Genomic DNA, 16,473 nt, shown 5'->3' with positions numbered 1-16,473 from the left:
CGGAAACTCGGAGGTGGCGGTCGCGCAAATCAGTTCGCTCGATGGCTTCCGGTCCGGGCGCCGACTTGCGGCACTGTTGCGCGGCCACGATGAAATCGCCCTGGCGGTGCAGGCGGCGCGGGCCGCCTTGCACCGGATGGGGGCGATCGATCGTCTGGCGGCCTGGGACGAGGCGGTGCACGACCTGTTCGAGGCCAACCTCGGCCAGGCCGTGGTTCTGGGCTTTCTAAGACTATCGGAGCAATGGCAGGCGCTGAGATCGACGGACGATCTGATCGCGATCGGACGCGCCGCCGGCGATGTCGGCCGCAGCGCCGGAAGCCGCGCCGCCCATGGGTTGCTGACCGAATTGTCCAAAATGCTGCCGCGGCTTGCGGGTGCTGGAGAACTCACCGCCGTTCTTGCTGCGCTCGGCCAACTCGCAGATGCAGGCCCGGAATCGGTCGGCCTTGCGATCGGCCGGCTGGAGCCGCTGCTCGCGCATGCCGGGGCCGACGACTTTTCCGCCTGGATTTCGGCCGGCTTGCGTGCAAGCGGCGGCCGCGCATCGCGCAGACGCGCCTATTTTGCGCTCGACGATCCGCTCTCGGTGCGGTTGTTCGCGGTCGGCCGGACCGGCGATGATTTTGCACGCCTGGAAAAGCGCCTCGCCGCAACCACGATCGCCCTGTGGAACAGGAAACCGCGTTTCCGCAAGCTTGCCGTTGCCCCGACACCGGTGCCGCGACGTGCCTCGCTTGCCGCCGGCCTGATCGGGCTCCCGGAGACCTTCCCCGGTTTCGCGGGCGAGGGGGCAGACACCATCTATCTCGCCGCGGTCGCGCATGCCGGCGCGCACCTGGTGCATTCCACCGTCCGCTTTCCGGTGGGGCGGCTGAAGGCGCTGCAGATTGCGCTGGTCTCGCTGATCGAGGATGCCAGGGTCGAGACATTGGCGCTTCGCGAGATGCCCGGGCTGCGACGGCTGTGGTTGCCGTTTCACAGCGCGACGCCAGCCGGCCAGGCAACTGCTGCTGGACTGATGATGCGGTTGGCGCGGGCGCTGATCGATCCGGACTATCAGGACCCCGATGCGTGGGTGAGCAAGGGACGCGCGCTGTTTGCCGATGCCGCCGACCGCTGGACGGATCCTGCCATCAGCCGCGAGATCGGCGGATTGCTCGGCAACGACATCGGGCAGATGCGGCTGCAGTTCAACGCCAAGAGCTATGTCGTCGAACCGGCCTATCGCGATGACAATCTGGCGCTGTGGGATTTTGGCGATCAGCCGGACAGCCCGACCGAGACGATCGAGCTTGCGGTCGATTCGGTGCGAATCGAGCGCCGCGACGACCCCGATGGGCAGTCCACCGACGACAGCGCAAAGCCCGACGAGACGCTGCGCGCGAAGGCCGCAGCGGTGACCCTGCTGGACGGATTTCCGGTCGCGACCTACCCGGAATGGGACTATGCCACGCGCACCGAGCGGGCCGACTGGACCACGATCCTGGAGGCTGATGCCGCTGTATCCGCCGCGCCGTTCGACCCTTCGACGGATGCCGAGGCGATGCGCTGGATCACCGAGCTGACCCGCGACGCCTCGATCGGCCGCCGTATCAGACACAAGGGCCAGCGCGACGGCGAAGCGCTCGACATCGACGCGGCGATCGCGCTGACGATCGAGCGCCGTGCCGGCAGTATCAGCGAGCCCAGAGTCTACCAGCGCGACGCACCGGGACCGCGTGATCTCGCCGTTCTGCTGTTGCTTGACCTGTCGCAATCGAGCGCGGACCGTGATCGTCGCGGCCGGACGGTTCTCGACGTCGAGCGCAAGGCCGCCGCGATCATGGCGACGGCGGTCGAGGCCGCCAATGACGCGATCGCGGTGCACGGCTTCAGCTCCGACGGCCGCGAGCGCGTGCGCTATCTCCGCATCAAGGGCTTCGAGGAGCCGATGGACGCCGTCGTGCGTTCACGTCTCGCGGGCCTTGGCAGCAGCCATTCCACCCGGCTCGGTGCCGCGTTGCGCCACGCCGGGGGCTACCTCGCGGGGCGGCATGCGTTCCGCAAGGTGCTGCTGGTTCTGACCGACGGCGAGCCGTCCGACGTCGATGTGCCCGATCCGCAATATCTGGTGGAGGACGCGCGCCGTGCCGCTCAGCAGCTGCGGCGGCGCGGCACCGATATTTTTGCCTTCGGTATCGGCGAGGACAGATTTCCCCAGCTCGATCGCATTTTCGGCGAACGCCATGCGCTCCGGGTGCCGCGCATCGAGGTCTTGCCGCAACGCGTGATGCAGCTTTATGCGGAATTGAAGAAATAGTCGTAAGGTCTAGCCCGCCGCGCGGGGCAGGGAGCCGTTTGCCGTGATCTCGGCCGAGAGCTCCTCGATGGTCTTGCGCTGCTCCATGGCGGCCCGCCGGATCAGCGCGAAGGCGGCCGGCTCGGCCAGCGCATGCGTGTGCATGATCTGAAGGACGGCGGCGAGCACGACGCGGCGGGATCGAAGACGCTGTTCGAGCTTGAGCACCTGTTGCTTCAGCTCATTGGTGCGTTCGCTTCGTTCGAAGGCGAGGACCAGCGCGGCATAGATGCCGGCTGAGCGCAGCGGCTTGACCAGGAACGAGGCCGGATCGAGGTCGAGCACCAGCTTGAGGCGGCTTGGCGTCTCCGTGCCGAGCAGGGCGATGACCGGGCTTCGTCCAAGCGCCGCGCGCTGCGCCGGCGAGGCGAGCGGCAGGAACTCGTCGTCGATCAGCGTCACGTCCGGCCGGCAGTCGATATCGGCACCGCCGTCCCATGTGACGATGTCGATCCCGAGACGTTCGAACTGGCGCCTGACGATGGTGGCGTCGCGCTCGTCCTTGATGGCGACGAGCGCCTTGCGCCCGCGCAGCGAAAATGACGACGGCTTGCTCATTTCACAACCCGCAAATGGGGCGCATTCGGCAACGTTCCATCCCTTGCGGGGCTGGCGGCGACGTCGAGCTGCGTCAGATAGGGATCCGGCTTAACCGGAGCTTCAGCTTCCCAGAAGATGTCAAACTGTCCTTCGGCGTTGGAGACGGCGAGCCGCGGCGTCAGGACGCAGTGGTTGTTGCTGCCGTCGATCCAGACCGGACCTTGCGGCGAATTGTAGCGATGGCCGGCCGCGGCGCGCCGCACCTCGCCGATATCGGATGTGCCGGCACGTTGCAGCGCGCGCGCCAAAAGATAGACCGCGACATAGGCGGATTGCCCGTCCACCGACGGGCTGCTGTGCTCGCCATGACGCGCCTTCCAGCGCGCGACGAAGGCCTGGTTCTCGGGCAGGCGAATGCTTTCGAAATAGGCCGATGACGTGATGCAGCCGGCCGATGCGGGACCTGCGATCTTGAGCTCGGGCTCGCACAGGCTGCAGCTCAGCATCGGGATGTCGAGACCCGCGGCAAGGGTTGCGGCGTGAAACGCGCGGATGAAATCATAGCTCGAACTGCCGACCAGCGTGTTGAAGACCACCGGCGGCCGGCGCCGCACGATTTCGTCGACGATGTGCGTGACCGCGCTTTCACCGAGCTCGAGCAGGCGTTCGGCGAGAATCCGTCCTCGCGCCGCCGTCACCAGCTCGCGGGTGACGCGGTTGGTTTCCCAGGTCCAGACATAGTTGGAGCCGACGCAGAAAATCTCATGCGACAGATTGTCGAGCACGTAGCGCACCAGCGGCAGCACGTTGTGATTGGGCGAGGCGCCGACATAGATGACGTTGTCGGAGCACTCAAACCCCTCGTAGCGCGCCGGATACCAGAGCAGGCGGTCGGTGCGCTCGACGATCGGAAGCACCTGCTTGCGCGAGGCCGAGGTGTAGCAGCCGATGATGTGCTCGACCCCGACGTTGCGAATGAGATCGTCGCAGACCGTATGGTATTCCGAAATGATGCCGCGGGGATCGCGGACATGCGCCGATATCGCGAAGTCGAACTCGTCCTGCTCGTTGATCTCGTCGACCGCCATCATGGCGCTCTTCAGTATCTCGCGCCCCATGGCCTGATAAGGCCCGTGCTGCGAGCAGATAATGCCAACGGGAATGGACGGCTTTGTCATCGAGGACTTTCAGTGCACTTCATGCAGGAAACCATCTTCGCAGAGGCCGGCGCAAGTGGTCGTGCCGATTTGCTGCGCAGCACCTCGCGAAATTTGTGCAGCCAGCCTCGTTGACAACGCGCTGCACACCTCCTTAGAATTTTCTCCTACAGGGCTTCCTGTCGAACCTTGCGTGCGTCGATTTGGCCGATGACGTCCCGATCGCCGCGCAGAGTGCTCCGTTCGATCCCGGACCCACGCGATAGTTCATAGCCGCGGCATTTGGGCCATTCGTCACCTTCGTTTGGAGGGGCGGGTGGCTTTTTGCTTTTGCCGCCAAACAAATTGGCGACACATCCGTGTCGCCAAGCCGGAGGCGCATGCGCGGTGATGGGCAGTGCCTGCGCTTGCGTCGTGCCAAGTGGGGGGATGAGAAACGATGCCGACGACGGATCTTCACTATCTCGGGCTCATTGAGGTCGGGCTGCAAATTCAGGCCAGAAAACTCTCACCGGTCGAGGTGACCAAGGCGATGCTCGGGCGGATCGCGCAGCTCGACGGCCAGCTCAAGAGCTACGCCCATGTGATGGGCGATGCAGCGCTTGCGGAAGCCGCGGCAGCCGAAAAGGAGATCGCCTCCGGCAAGATCAAGGGGCCGCTGCATGGCGTGCCGATCGCCGTCAAGGATTTGTGCTGGGTAAAGGGTGCGCCGGCCGCGCACGGCATGACCATTCATCGCGACTTCCGTCCGAGCGAGGATGCCACCGTGGTCGCGCGGCTGAAGGATGCCGGCGCTGTGATTCTCGGCAAGCTGCAGCAGACCGAAGGCGCCTATGCCGATCATCACCCGAAGATCGATCCGCCGAAGAACCCGTGGAATGCCGATCTGTGGTCCGGCGCCTCGTCGAGCGGTTCCGGCGTCGCCACCGCGGCGGGGCTTTGCTTCGGTTCTCTTGGAACCGATACCGGCGGGTCGATCCGCTTTCCCTCGGCTGCCAACGGCATCACTGGGCTGAAGCCGACCTGGGGACGTGTCAGCCGCTACGGCGCCTTCGAACTCGCCGCAACGCTGGATCACATCGGTCCGATGGCGCGTAGCGCGGCCGACTGCGGCGCGATACTCGCCGCGATCGCGGGCCAGGATCCCAAGGACACCACGTCCGTGCCATTGGCGGTGCCGGACTATCTCGCCGGCCTGTCGGGCGATTTGCGCGGCGTGACGATCGGGGTTGATCGGCGCTGGACCAGCGAGGGCACCGACGAGGCTGCCGGCAAGGTGCTCAGCGAAGGGCTGCGGGTTGCCGCTGATCTCGGCGCGAAGATCAAGGAGATCACGTTCCCCGATCCGAAAGCGGTCATCGAGGACTGGTTCCCGCTGTGCGGCATCGAAGTGGCCGTTGCGCACGAAGAGACCTATCCGGCACGCAAGGACGAATACGGTCCGGCACTCGCCGGCCTGCTCGATCTCGGCCGCGCGCAATCCGGCATGGACTATCAGAAGATCGTGCTGCGGCGCGAGGCGTTTCGCGGCGCCGTGCGGCTGTTGTTCGACACGGTCGATCTCGTCGCGGTCCCAGCCCAGGCATTCGCTGCGCCGACATTGGCCAAGATGGCGGCGCTGGGTGAGGACCCGTCGCTGATTACCGGGCTGCTGAGCTTCACCTGTCCGTTCGACATGACCGGCAGCCCGACCGTGACGCTTCCCGGCGGCTTCGCGCCGAACGGTGGTCCAGTCGCCTTCCAGTTTGTCGGCCGTCATTTCGATGAGGCAAGTCTCGTCCGTGCGGGCGATGCCTTCCAGCGCGTCACCGACTGGCACAAGCGCCATCCCGCGATCTGAGTTGAGGAGCCGTTCGCATGACCGAAGACTGGTTGAAGAGTTCCATCATGGCCAAGCGCGCCGTCGCCAAGGGCGCGACCGGCACGACCCATAGTTTGACGATCGAGCAACAGGGCAGCTTCCATTACGTCTACGGACCCTATGCCAAGCCGACCCTGTCGATCGATCCGGGCGGGGTGGTCGTCGTCGAGACCGAGGATGCCTTCGGCGGTGTGCTCACCAGCGAAAGCGACAGCCCTACGGCGAAGCTGAACTTCCCCTATCTGAACCCGCAATGCGGGCCGATCGCGGTGAAGGGCGCCAGGAAGGGGGATTGCCTCGCCGTCTATATCCGCGATGTCGAGACCCGCGGCGCGCAGCCGGCCGGGACCACCTGCATCATCCCGGAATTCGGCGGCCTGGTCGGCACCGCATCCACGGCGTTGCTCAATCCGCCGCTGCCGGAGCGCGTCAAGAAGCTGCATGTCGACCGCAACGGCGTGCGCTGGAACGACAAGATCACGCTGCCCTATGAGCCGTTCATCGGCACCATCGGCGTGTCGCCCGAGATCGAGGCGATCTCCTCGCTGCAGCCCGACTATCACGGCGGCAACATGGACCTGCCTGACGTCGCACCTGGCGCAATCATCTATTTTCCGGTGCATACCGAAGGCGGGCTGCTCTATGTCGGCGACTGCCACGCCACGCAGGGCGACGGCGAGCTCTCGGGCGTCGCGCTCGAACAACGCGCCACCGTGACGCTGCAGATCGATCTGATCAAGAACTGGAGCTTCGCCTGGCCGCGGCTCGAGACGCGCGACTTCATCATGACGATCGGCAGCGCGCGGCCGCTCGAGGACGCGGCGCGGATCGCCTATCGCGAGCTCGTGCGCTGGATGAGCGCCGATTACGGCTTCGACGAGATCGACGCCTACATGCTGCTCAGCCAGGCCGGCCGCATGCGGCTCGGCAACATGGTCGACCCCAAATACACGATGGGGGCGTCGATCCTGAAGAATTACCTCAAGGCGTGACGTCCAACATCTTTCAACGACAAGGAACATCGCGATGAATTCGGGGCGTATATTTGGAATGGCTTTGCTTGGTGCCGTGCTCGGGACGGCTGCAATCGGTGCTGCTCAGGCGGCCGAGCCGCCGCTCAAGGTCGGCTTGCTGGAGGACGTCTCCGGCGACCTGGCGTTCATGGGCATGCCGAAGCTGCACGGATCGCAGCTGGCGGTCGAGGAGATCAACAAGAGCGGCGGCATTCTCGGCCGGCAGATCGAGCTGATTCACCTTGATCCCCAAGGTGACAATGCCCGCTACCAGGAGTTCGGCCGAAGGTTGCTCAACCGCGACAAGGTCGACGTGCTGATCGGCGGCATTACCTCGGCGTCGCGCGAGGCGCTGCGACCGATCGTCGATCGCACCACCACGCCGTACTTCTATACGAACCAGTATGAAGGCGGCGTGTGCGATGCCTCCATGGTCAGCATGGGCGCGGTGCCGGAGCAGCAGTTCTCGACCCTGATCCCCTGGATGGTCCAGAAGTTCGGCAAGAAGGTCTACGTCATCGCGGCAGACTATAATTTCGGCCAGATCTCCGCGGAGTGGAACCGCAAGATCATGAAGGACCTCGGCGGCGAGGTCGTCGGCGAGGAGTTCATCCCGCTCGGCGTGTCGCAATTCGCGCAGACGATCCAGAACATCCAAAAGGCGAAGCCGGATTGGCTGCTGACGATCAATGTCGGCGCCGCGCAGGACTCGTTCTTCGAGCAGGCCGCTTCCGCCAACCTCAATCTGCCGATGGGATCCTCGATCAAGATCATGCTCGGTTTCGAGCACAAGCGGTTCAAGCCGCCGGCGCTCAACAACATGCATGCGACCGCGAACTGGTTCGAGGAGATCGACACGCCCGAAGCCAACGACTTCAAAAAGCGCTGGCACGCCAAGTTCCCTGACGAGCTCTATATCAACGACATGGGCTACAACGCCTACAACGCGCTCTACATGTACAAGGCGCTGGTCGAGAAGGCCAAGTCGACCAAGCTCGAGGACATGCGCAAGGTGATCGCGACCGGCGATGCCTGCATCGACGCACCCGAAGGCAAGGTCTGCATCGATCCAAAGAGCCAGCATACGTCGCACCGCATGCGCCTGATCTCGGTCGGGCCCAAGCACGAGGTGACCGTCGAGAAGGACTACGGGACGATCCAGCCATACTGGCTTGGCGAGATCGGCTGCGATCTCACCAAGAAGAACGACAAGGATCAGTACACGCCGAGCCATCTTCCCAGCAAATCGTGACGCGCACGGGCACGAATCTTGCTCGTGTTTTGCATCACGGCTTTGAAGCGAATCGGCGCCGCAATGATGCGGCGCCGTGATCACGGAGAGCGGAATGTCGGCTGAACTCTTCTCGGTATTCTATCAGTTCGCCGATGTCTTCGCGTTCCTGATCCTGTCGGCGGCGGGTCTTGCCATCGTGTTCGGCATGATGGGCGTCATCAACATGGCGCATGGTGAGTTCATCATGTGCGGAGCCTATGTGACGGTCGGGCTCGTCAATCTCGGCGTGCCGCTTCCGATCGCCCAGATCCTGGCCGCGTTGACCGCGGGGATCATCGGCATGATCGTCGAGTTGCTGATCGTACGGCGGTTCTACAAGCGTCCGCTCGACTCGCTGCTGGCGACCTGGGGCCTCAGCCTGATCGTGACGCAGTCGATGCTGCTGATCGTCGGCTCCGCAGTGCGCGGCATCGGTACGCCGGAAGGAAGTTTTGCGATCGGAGGCTACACGTTCTCGACCTATCGCCTTGTGCTGTTCGGCTGTGCGGTGGCGGTGCTGGCCGGACTCTACATCATCTTCATGAAGACGCGCTTCGGCGTGATCGCGCGGGCAACGATGCAGAACGCGGCAATGGCCAAGGCGCTCGGCGCGCGCACAGGCCGCATCTATTCCATCAGCTTCGGGATCGGCACGGCGCTCGCGGGGCTCTGCGGTGCGCTCTACGCGCCGACCATGACGCTGATCCCGACCATGGGCGCGACCTTCGTGGTCGAGAGCTTCGTCACCGTGGTGATCGGCGGCGCCAATGTCCTGCTCGGAACCGCGCCGGCCGCGGTGTTCCTGGCCATGATCAGGATGGCGCTGAATGCGAGCTATGGCCAGATCATCGGGCAGATCGGCATGCTGTTTGGTGTCATCCTGATCATACGGGTGCTGCCTGAAGGGCTATCCAGCGTATTGGTGCGTCGTGGGCGCTAGACGGGAATTTCCGATGTTGAAGCTGCTCGACGGTCCACAGACGCTCGGACGCGGGAAGATCTTCTGGTCCTGCTTCCTTGCCGTGCTGGCGGGCGCGCTGATCTATCCGTTGTTCGCCGACTCCTACGATGTCGGCAATTTTGCCTACTTCCTGATCTGGATCTTCATGGCGCTCGGGCTCTGCCTGATGTGGGGCTACGGCGGCATGCTGTCGTTCGGGCAGACCTTCTTCTTCGGCATTGCCGGCTACGGCTATGGCGTACTCGCCATCAACATGGGCGGCGGAACGGCCACCATCGCCGCGCTCGTTCTCTCAGTGGTCATCGCGATGATCGCGGCAGGGGTCCTCGGCTATTTCATGATCTGGGGCGGCATCAGCGGGATCTTCTTCGGCATCGTGACGCTGTCGGCAACGCTGGTGCTGGCCTTCTTCCTCGGGCAGACCGCAGGACCGGAATGGCATATCGGTCCGGCCCGGCTCAACGGCTTCAACGGCATGAAGGGAATGGATCCGCTCACCGTCGGCAATTTCGACATCGAGGGATCGGCGCTCTATTACCTCATGATCGCGCTGATCGTGATCGTCTATGGCGCGCTGCGCATGCTGGTGAACTCGAGCATCGGCAACGTGATCGTGGCGACGCGGGAAAACCCGCAGCGCGCCGAGATGCTCGGTTACGACGTTCGCAAATATCAGCTGCTGACCTTCGTGATCGGCAGCGGCCTCGCGGGCCTCAGCGGCGCGTTGTACACGTCCTGGGGACAGTTCATCACGCCGTCCAGCATCGGCCTGCCGGCGGCGGCGATGCCGATCGTCTGGGTCGCGTTCTCCGGACGCAACGATTTGACCGCGACCCTGGTCGGGTCGTTCCTGCTGCTGTTCGGCTTCCAGACCATCACGGTCTACAGCCAGCAGGCCGCGCTGGTGCTGATGGGCGTTCTGCTGCTCGCCACCGTGATGCTGGCGCCGCAGGGGTTTGTGCTCGGCATCGGCAAGCTCGTCGTCGTTTGGTGGGGTAGGCGCCGGCGGCGCGACGAGGCCCCCGCGCTGGCGGACGCCAGCCGTCTGCAATCGGATGAGACCTGAACCATGGCGCTGGTCGATGTAAAAGGCGTCTCCAAGCGGTTCGGTGGATTGACCGCCGTCTCCGACGTCGACCTAACGGTCAATGCCGGTGAGGTCCATTGCCTGATCGGGCCCAACGGTGCCGGCAAGAGCACGCTGTTCAAGCTGATCGTCGGCCTCTATCCGCCGACCGCCGGCAGCATCTTCTTCGACTCCGTCGATATCACCGCGGAGCGCCCTTACGCGCGGGTGCAGCGCGGCATGAGCATCAAGATGCAGGCGCCGAGCGTGTTCAAGGAATTGCCGGTGCGGCAGAACGTCCAGATCGCGCTGCAGGAGCGGCTTTCGGGCGCGGAATGCCGGGATGAGGAGGAACGGCTGCTGGCGCTGCTCAATCTGGCCGAAGATTCCGGCAAGCTTGCCGGCGCGCTGTCGCATGGCCAGCAGCAATGGCTGGAGATCGGGATGGCGCTGGCGTTGCAGCCGCAGCTTCTGTTGCTGGACGAGCCGACCGCCGGCATGTCGCCAGAAGAGACCTACAAGACCGGCGAACTGATCAAGTCGTTCAATGCCGAGGGCATGACGGTTCTTGTCGTCGAGCACGACATGGCGTTCGTGCGTCAGGTCGCCCAGCGCGTCACCGTTCTGCATCTTGGCAAGATCTTCGCGCGCGGCAGCCTCGAGTCCATTCTGGAAGACGAGAAGGTCGCGGAAATCTACCTGGGTAAGACCCATGCCCACTGATCGCATCCTCGACGTGTCGGGACTTTGGGCGGGCTACGGCGCGACGCCGATCCTGCAGGGCGTCAGCATGTCGGTCGCGCGTGGCGAGATCGTCGGCGTGATCGGGCGCAACGGCGTCGGCAAGTCGACCTTGATGCGGTGCCTGATCGGGCTGCTGCAGACCTGGCGCGGCACCATCACCTTCATGGATCAGGATGTGACGCAGCTCGAGGCCGATGCGCGGGCGCGCGCCGGCTTCGGCTACATCCCGCAGGGCCGCGACGTGTTTCCGCAAATGAGCGTCGAGGAGAATCTGCAAGTGGGCGAACTGATCGGCGGACCTGACGGAAAGAAGATTCCGGAGCTTGTCTACGCGTATTTTCCGCGCCTGAAGGAGCGCCGGCGGCAGATTGCGGGCACCATGTCAGGCGGCGAGCAGCAGCAGCTTGCAATCGGCCGCGCGCTGATCGGCAATCCCTCCTTGATGATCCTCGATGAGCCGTCCGAGGGTATCCAGCCCTCGATCGTGCAGCATATTTGCGACGCATTGAAATCGTTCCGCGCCGAGCTCGGGACGACCATCGTCATCGTCGAGCAGAACCTCGACACGATCCTTGCCGTCGCCCAGCGCTGCTACATCATGGAGAAGGGCAAGATCACGCGGTCGCTGGCCGGCGAAGATGTCAACGAAGACAATGTGCGCGCGCAGCTGCTGCTTTGATCAGCCGCGCAATTTGGTTCGGGAGTGCGCGTTCCATAATCGATAATAACGGAGGAAATGGATATGGATCTGGGACTCAAGGGAGCAAAGGTTCTCGTGACCGGCAGCACCAAGGGGATCGGCCGCGCGATCGCCGACACATTCGCGGCCGAGGGCGCCAATGTCGGCATCAGCGCGCGGAATCAGCAGGATGTCGAGGCTGCGGTCGCCGCGATCAAGGCCAAGGGCGTTGCGGCATTCGGTGGTGCGGTCGACGTCTCGAATGGACCGGCGCTGAAGGCCTGGGTCGCCGACATGGCGTCGAAGCTCGGCGGCATCGATATCGTGGTCGCCAATGTCAGCGCGCTCTCGATCGGGCAGGACGAGGAGAGCTGGGAGAAGGAATTCTCCACCGACATGATGGGGACGGTGCGGCTCGTCAACGCCGCAATGCCTTATCTTGAGAAGAGCGCGGCGGCGGCGATCGTCACGATCTCCAGCGTGTCGGGGCGCGAGGTCGATTTTGCCAGCGGCCCGTACGGAACGTTCAAGGCCGCGATCATCCATTACACCCAGGGCTTGGCGTACCAGCTTGCGGCCAAGGGCATCCGCGCCAATTCGGTGTCGCCGGGCAACACCTATTTCGAGGGCGGCGTCTGGAACATGATCAAGGACGGCAATCCCGAACTGTACAAGTCCGCGCTGGCGCTCAACCCGACCGGGCGCATGGGCACGCCGCAGGAGATGGCGAACGCCGCCGTGTTCCTGGCGAGCAAGGCGGCGAGCTTCATCACGGGGACCAACCTCGTCGTGGACGGTGCCCTGACGCGCGGCGTCCAGTTCTAGCCCGGGCCAAACGACATGTCAGCGGATCCATTGCACTACAAGTCGATCACCGAGATCTCCGGGCTCATTCGCCGTGGCGAGGCGAAGGCCTCGGAGATCACGGAGGCGATGCTCGGCCGGATCGCGAAGCTCGATGGGCAGTTTCATGGCTACGCGCTCGTCCTTGCGGAGCGAGCCATGGCGCAGGCGAAGCAGCGCGATGCGGAGATTGCCAAGGGCATCTGGCGCGGCCCGCTGCATGGCGTTCCGATCGGGCTGAAGGACCTTTGCTACACGACGTTTGCGCCGACCGCGGGCGGCACGACGATCCATGCGAAGTTCGTGCCGTCCTTCAATGCCACGATCGTGGACCGGCTCGAGCTCGCCGGCGCAATCACACTCGGCAAGCTCAAGATGACGGAGGGCGCCTATACCAGCCACCATCCCGCCGTGCAGGCCCCGCTCAATCCGTGGAATGTGAACTACTGGGTCGGCTCGTCGTCGAGCGGATCGGGCGTCGCGACGTCGGCCGGCCTCTGCTACGGCTCGATCGGCAGCGACACCGGCGGCTCGATCAGGTTTCCGTCGGCGACCTGCGGCTTGACCGGCATCAAGCCGACCTGGGGCCGCGTCAGCCGGCACGGCATCTTCCCGCTGGCGGACTCGCTCGATCACGTCGGACCGATGTGCCGCAGCGCGGCCGACGCCGGAGTAATGCTCGGCGTCATCGCGGGCGCGGACGCCAACGATCCGACCGCCTTGTGCGCGCCGGTGCCGAACTATCTGGCCGGCGTCGGCGAGAGCATCCGGGGCTTGAGGATCGGCGTCGATCGCAGGTACACCCAGGAGGGGATCGATCGGCAGGTCGTCGCCGCCCTCGTGCAGGCCGAGCGCACGCTCGCCGATCTCGGTGCAGATATCCGCGAGGTGCATTTCCCGCCCTATCAGAGGCTCGTCAGCCAGTGGATTGCGATGTGCTCGGTGGAGACGGCGGAGGCGCATCTGGACACCTACCCGTCGCGGAAGTCGGAATATGGACCGGACCTCGCGCAGCTGATCGAGCAGGGCAGGGCAACGAGCGGTGTCGATATTGCGGCGATCCATCACGAGCGCCTGAAGTTCAGCGGCAGCCTGGCTGCCATGTTCGAGGATATCGATCTGCTGCTCATCCCCACGATGCCGGTGCCGATCCCGACGCTCACGAAGATGAGCGAATATGGCGCCGACCCCAACGTTCTCCTGAACATCCTGCGCTTCACGGCGGTGTTCGACTTCTCGGGCAGTCCGACGATCACGCTGCCGATGGGCATGACGTCGGACCAGATGCCGCTCAGCATGCAGCTGGTCGGCCCGCATCTCTCCGAGGACGTGCTGGTCCGCGCCGGCGCCGCATTCCAATCGGTGACGGATTGGCACACGCGGCGGCCGCCGATCGAATGAAGCTTCCTCAATCGCCTTCCATGTCGCGCCTTATCAGGCCGTGCCGGCAAGCCTTGCCGCGATCGCGCGATAGCCGCGCATCCACATGTGATCGAGATCGAGGTCCATCGGCAGCGGCTGCGAGGAGACGCGCGCGATCACAGTCTCGCTCTCCGGATCGATGTAGATCCATTGGCCATGGATGCCGACTGCGGCAAACGGCGTTTCGCCCCGGTCGATCGTGTACCACTTGTTGCGGTAGTTGCCGTTGGGAAACACCTTGGTCAGGTCGCCGCGCGACCAGGCCTCGGCACTGCCGTTCTGCCTGATGTCGTCGACCCACCAGCCAGGCACCACCTGCCGTCCGTTGCTGATGCCGTGATTGCGCATCATCTCGCCGAAGCGGGCGAGATCGCGCAGTGTCGCGCAGATGCCGCCGGCGACGCGCGCGGCGCCGCGCGAGTCGACGGCGATGTAGGCATCGTGCTCGGCGCCCATCGGCTGCCACAGATATTGCGCGAGGATTTTTGCGTAGGACATGCCGCAGGCGCGCTCATAGACCCAGCCGAGCACGTCGGTGTTGGTCGAGACGTAGTGGAAGGTATGCCCATGCAGTGCGCCATTCGGGCGAAGCGTGCGTAGATAGTCGCGCAGATTGGTCGGCGGCACGGACGGGTCCGGCGGCTCCCAGCCGGTCGAGCGCCGGTAGTTCATGACGTCGCCGTCGCGCGCCATATAGTCCTCGTCGAAGCGGATGCCGACGCTCATGTCGAGCAGATGGCGCACCGTGCAACTGCCGCCATAGACCGATCCCTCCATCTCCGGGATGTAGCGTGTCACCGCCGCATCGGGATCGAGCTTGCCGTGGTCGGCCAGGATGCCGCCGAGCGTTCCGGCGACCGACTTGCTGACCGAGAAGATCAGATGCGGGGTGTCCGGCGTCAGGCCGTGGGCATACCATTCGAAGGCGACCTGTCCGCGATGCGACACGACGATGCCGTCGGTGTGGCTTGCGCGCAGCGCCTGGCCGACATCGACCGTCTCGCCGCGCGGGTCAGCGAAGCTGACGTCGTCGAGGTAGCGCGGCGCAAAGGACAGTGGCGCCGGCGTCGAGGCGCGTGCGATGTTGGCGGTAGGGAGCAGTTCGCGGACATTGCGGAATGCCCACTCGCTGAAGGGATGCTGACGCCAGTTGGCCAGCGTGACCTGTTCGTCGGCCGCCGACGGGAAGGCGGCCATGATGCGACGCGAATTCATTCTTGATCCAGCAATGAGTTGGGAGGCCTGTAAGAGTTCCGTATCGGCTGCCTCGTTTGCAATCAACCGGATGGTGGAGACGGCAGCCGGGTTACTTCGGCGTAACCAGTTCCAGGATGTGCGCTTGGCCCGCAAATTGCTTGACTACGCCCTGCGTCTGCCCCAGCGTGACGACCATGCGACGCGCAGACGTTCGCCATCGGGAAACATCGGGAGGTAGGTCATGATCGCGCTTCTGGGCCGACCGGATCCGGCAACCACACAGGCCATTCAGTTCGCGCGCGGGATTCTCGAGGGGTCGGCGACCGCATTCTACGAGGTCGACGGAAACCTGACCCTCAACCGCTTCGTGCTCAGCAGCAACGTTCCGCCGAGCTTCCACGACCAGTATCTTGCCGGCATGAACCGGCTCGATCCGTTGCATCCGCGCTCCGCGAGCAACCGGCCGATTGCCCGGCTGAGCATCGCGCTCGATCAGTGCGCGTCCCAGGAGGCGGCGACCTATCGTGCGTTTGCCGGCCAATGCGGCGTCGCCGACATGATCGAGTTCTTCTTTCGCCGCAACGACCGCATCGTGGCCGGAATGAGCGTGCTTTGGGCGCCGGGCTGCGCGATTCCCGACGGCAGCATGCACATTGCCGAGAAGATCCACGATTACCTCGAATTCAACCTGACCAGTCGCCTGTCGTCGAATGCCGACGAGCCGGCGCGCTACGGACTGACCTCGCGCGAGATGGAAGTGGTCGAGCTGTTGTGCTGCGGCCGCACCAACCGCGAGATCGGCGAGTGCCTGAGCATCGGCCTTGCGACGGTGAAGACGCACCTGATCCATATCTTCGAGAAACTCGGCGTCGAGACCCGCTCCGCCGTCGTCGCGCTGATGTCGCGGCCGCATTAGGGCGGGGCTGTCGATTGCGAGCACGGCTCTCGCCCCACCGTCGTCCCGGCGAAGGCCGGGTTGACGCGTTTTTGCTGTGTTGCCCGTCGGGTTAGTTTGTCGCATCCCGAGTTGGGCGGGACCGTCGCTCCGTGGGCAGAAGCGGCGATCCCTGATCGCGCGATGTGCATGGTCGGGGTGTGGGGTTGACGTCGGCCAATCCGCACGACTGAGGACATAGTAAAATCGACGATTGCGCGCGACAATTGCCATTCTGAACTAGCTCTGAGTAACAGATCTCGCGGTGTGCAGACCCGGCAACGCAAAGGTAGTAGCGCGGCGCAGCAATTGCGGTTCCTGGTGGATAAAATTCAGGGAAGAGGCGTAACGTCGTGGCCGGAGGCTGGCCGCTACAGTCTCCGAAGCCGCCGTGAGCCCCAGCTCACCCCCTGAGCTGGGGCTCGCCGGAGCGCACATTCGA

Annotated in this window: 14 protein-coding genes; 11 read left to right on the top strand and 3 right to left on the bottom strand. The window is 64.4% G+C overall.

The genetic code is table 11. The features are described 5' to 3' along the window. The first annotated feature begins 13 nt into the window (after nucleotides 1-13). Nucleotides 14-2,302 carry a nitric oxide reductase activation protein NorD gene (locus tag ACE10Z_RS28970; protein ID WP_375783816.1) on the top strand — a complete coding sequence of 763 codons (2,289 nt, stop codon included), beginning with the start codon at nucleotides 14-16 and terminating at the stop codon, nucleotides 2,300-2,302. Between the two features lie 9 nt (nucleotides 2,303-2,311). Here the strand turns inward: ACE10Z_RS28970 and ACE10Z_RS28965 are convergent, their stop codons facing one another. Both ACE10Z_RS28965 and ACE10Z_RS28960 read right to left on the bottom strand, forming a co-directional pair. Continuing rightward, nucleotides 2,312-2,899, bottom strand: a complete 588-nt coding sequence (locus tag ACE10Z_RS28965; RefSeq protein ID WP_375783815.1) for an ANTAR domain-containing response regulator — start codon at nucleotides 2,897-2,899, stop codon at nucleotides 2,312-2,314. Continuing rightward, nucleotides 2,896-4,059, bottom strand: a complete 1,164-nt coding sequence (locus ACE10Z_RS28960) for a transporter substrate-binding domain-containing protein (RefSeq protein ID WP_375783814.1) — start codon at nucleotides 4,057-4,059, stop codon at nucleotides 2,896-2,898. Before ACE10Z_RS28960 ends, ACE10Z_RS28965 begins: the two co-directional genes overlap by 4 nt. 418 nt (nucleotides 4,060-4,477) lie before the next feature. Between ACE10Z_RS28960 and ACE10Z_RS28955 the strand changes: the two genes are divergently transcribed. The 9 genes from ACE10Z_RS28955 to ACE10Z_RS28915 all read left to right on the top strand — a co-directional run bounded on the left by ACE10Z_RS28955 (nucleotide 4,478) and on the right by ACE10Z_RS28915 (nucleotide 13,879). Continuing rightward, nucleotides 4,478-5,878, top strand: a complete 1,401-nt coding sequence (locus ACE10Z_RS28955; protein WP_375783813.1) for an amidase — start codon at nucleotides 4,478-4,480, stop codon at nucleotides 5,876-5,878. A gap of 17 nt (nucleotides 5,879-5,895) precedes the next feature. Beyond that, complete coding sequence (locus tag ACE10Z_RS28950; protein WP_375783812.1) at nucleotides 5,896-6,891, top strand: acetamidase/formamidase family protein; 996 nt, start codon at nucleotides 5,896-5,898, stop codon at nucleotides 6,889-6,891. 58 nt (nucleotides 6,892-6,949) lie between these two features. Next, on the top strand, nucleotides 6,950-8,164 hold the full coding sequence (locus tag ACE10Z_RS28945) for an urea ABC transporter substrate-binding protein (protein WP_375783811.1): 1,215 nt from the start codon (nucleotides 6,950-6,952) through the stop codon (nucleotides 8,162-8,164). Between the two features lie 94 nt (nucleotides 8,165-8,258). After that, entirely contained in the window at nucleotides 8,259-9,125 is an 867-nt protein-coding gene (locus ACE10Z_RS28940) for a branched-chain amino acid ABC transporter permease (protein WP_375783810.1), read from the top strand. Nucleotides 9,126-9,138: 13 nt separating this feature from the next. Continuing rightward, nucleotides 9,139-10,212 carry a branched-chain amino acid ABC transporter permease gene (locus ACE10Z_RS28935; RefSeq protein WP_375783809.1) on the top strand — a complete coding sequence of 358 codons (1,074 nt, stop codon included), beginning with the start codon at nucleotides 9,139-9,141 and terminating at the stop codon, nucleotides 10,210-10,212. Nucleotides 10,213-10,215: 3 nt separating this feature from the next. Then, complete coding sequence (locus tag ACE10Z_RS28930; protein ID WP_375783808.1) at nucleotides 10,216-10,935, top strand: ATP-binding cassette domain-containing protein; 720 nt, start codon at nucleotides 10,216-10,218, stop codon at nucleotides 10,933-10,935. Then, nucleotides 10,925-11,635: an ABC transporter ATP-binding protein gene (locus tag ACE10Z_RS28925; protein ID WP_375783807.1), complete on the top strand. Its 711-nt coding sequence runs from the start codon at nucleotides 10,925-10,927 to the stop codon at nucleotides 11,633-11,635. The genes ACE10Z_RS28930 and ACE10Z_RS28925 overlap by 11 nt, the downstream gene beginning before the upstream one ends. Nucleotides 11,636-11,698: 63 nt before the next feature. Further along, nucleotides 11,699-12,460: an SDR family NAD(P)-dependent oxidoreductase gene (locus ACE10Z_RS28920; RefSeq protein ID WP_375783806.1), complete on the top strand. Its 762-nt coding sequence runs from the start codon at nucleotides 11,699-11,701 to the stop codon at nucleotides 12,458-12,460. A 15-nt stretch (nucleotides 12,461-12,475) separates the two neighbouring features. Next, complete coding sequence (locus tag ACE10Z_RS28915; protein ID WP_375783805.1) at nucleotides 12,476-13,879, top strand: amidase; 1,404 nt, start codon at nucleotides 12,476-12,478, stop codon at nucleotides 13,877-13,879. 33 nt (nucleotides 13,880-13,912) lie between these two features. On the opposite strand, the gene ACE10Z_RS28910 is transcribed toward ACE10Z_RS28915, so the two are convergent. Then, the gene (locus ACE10Z_RS28910) at nucleotides 13,913-15,115 is read right to left on the bottom strand and encodes a serine hydrolase domain-containing protein (protein WP_375783804.1); all 1,203 of its coding nucleotides are present in this window, start codon (nucleotides 15,113-15,115) and stop codon (nucleotides 13,913-13,915) included. A 223-nt stretch (nucleotides 15,116-15,338) separates the two neighbouring features. On the opposite strand from ACE10Z_RS28910, the gene ACE10Z_RS28905 reads away from it, so the two are divergent. After that, nucleotides 15,339-16,013, top strand: coding sequence for a response regulator transcription factor (locus tag ACE10Z_RS28905; RefSeq protein WP_375783803.1), 675 nt, complete (start codon nucleotides 15,339-15,341; stop codon nucleotides 16,011-16,013). The last annotated feature ends 460 nt before the right edge of the window (nucleotides 16,014-16,473 follow it).

It is taken from the genome of Bradyrhizobium sp. Pha-3, from assembly GCF_042258615.1.
In the GTDB taxonomy this organism is placed as follows: domain Bacteria; phylum Pseudomonadota; class Alphaproteobacteria; order Rhizobiales; family Xanthobacteraceae; genus Bradyrhizobium.
The sequence above is the reverse complement of the archived record's forward strand: the minus strand, read 5'-3'. Positions and strand labels throughout refer to the sequence as shown.